The organism is Thermoactinomyces sp. CICC 10735, assembly GCF_016055175.1.
GTDB classification, from domain to species: Bacteria; Bacillota; Bacilli; order Thermoactinomycetales; family Thermoactinomycetaceae; genus Thermoactinomyces; species Thermoactinomyces vulgaris.
Map to the genome: position 1 here is coordinate 1 of NZ_JAECVT010000012.1, position 1,180 is coordinate 1,180.

Annotated in this window: 1 protein-coding gene; it reads right to left on the bottom strand. The window is 39.6% G+C overall.

What is annotated here, in order from left to right; translation table 11 throughout:
- Positions 1-258 precede the first annotated feature (258 nt).
- Entirely contained in the window at positions 259-936 is a 678-nt protein-coding gene (locus I8U23_RS13315; RefSeq protein WP_037998456.1) for a uracil-DNA glycosylase, read from the bottom strand.
- Between the last annotated feature and the right edge of the window lie 244 nt (positions 937-1,180).

Here is a 1,180-nt window from a genome sequence, read left to right on the forward strand (position 1 = left end):
ACTTCTCCCGGTGATTGCAACTTGACAAGCGACGTGTGAAGATTCTCGTCAAACGAGCTTCTTCAACCTCGTCTTGCTTCTTCCATATCTCATTTTCAAGGTGCGTCGTTTTTTCATTGTTTCCATCGCCTCGCGGCGACATTTAGTAATATATCATGCATAAAAAATAAATGCAACCCTTTTTTTGTTCTTTTTTATTTCCTATAAAAAATTGTTGCCAGCAAATGAAAATCCGCCAGAAAACTGGCGGATTACTGGCTATAAGGAAGGAATTTCCCAATCAATGGGATCCTCATTTATTTTTTGTAATATCTCATTGGTTTTAGAAAAAGGTTTGCTTCCAAAAAAACCTTTCCGGGCAGAAAAAGGACTGGGATGCGCCGACTCAATCACATAATGCCGCTTGGTATCGATCCATTTTTTCTTCTCTTGGGCATGTCTTCCCCATAAAATAAAAACAACCGGCTTTTCACGTTCATTCAGTTTTTTTATCACTTGATCGGTAAATTGTTCCCAGCCTTTCCCTTTATGTGAATTCGGCTTTTTCTCTCTCACCGTGAGCACCGTGTTTAACATCAGAACCCCTTGTTTCGCCCATTTTTCCAAATAGCCGTGATTTGGAATATCATAACCCAGATCATCATTCAATTCTTTAAAGATGTTTTTCAAAGAAGGCGGTAATTTTACGCCTGGTTTCACGGAAAAGCTGAGCCCGTGCGCTTGTCCCGGACCGTGATAAGGATCCTGGCCAAGGATCACCGCTTTTGTATCCTGGTAAGAAGTTAATTGCAATGCAGAAAAAATATCTTCTTTTTTCGGATAAACAACCTGCTCTTGATACTCTTCCATCACAAATTTCCACAGTTTTTCAAAATACGGCTTTTCAAACTCTTCCCGCAACACGTTGCCCCAGTCAGTATTCAAGACTTCAACCATTCAGTTTTTCCTCTCCACTTTCTATAATATTTCTATTTGTTTATTTTAAACGGAATTTCTTCCCCTGCAAAGAAAAAAACAAAAAACCTCTGTTATCTTTTGATAACAGAGGTTTCCGTGTATTCCTTCGTATTCCTTCAAAACTAAAGAGTGTGAGACATGACTCTTTGAAACGTTTTTGCTCGAAATGAGCTCCTTAGAAAGGAGGTGATCCATCCCCACCTTCCGGTAGGGATACCTTGTT

What these genes read in the sequence shown, in the direction of transcription:
- I8U23_RS13315 (WP_037998456.1), bottom strand. Translation starts at nt 936, where the DNA reads ATGGTTGAAGTCTTGAATACTGACTGGGGCAACGTGTTGCGGGAAGAG.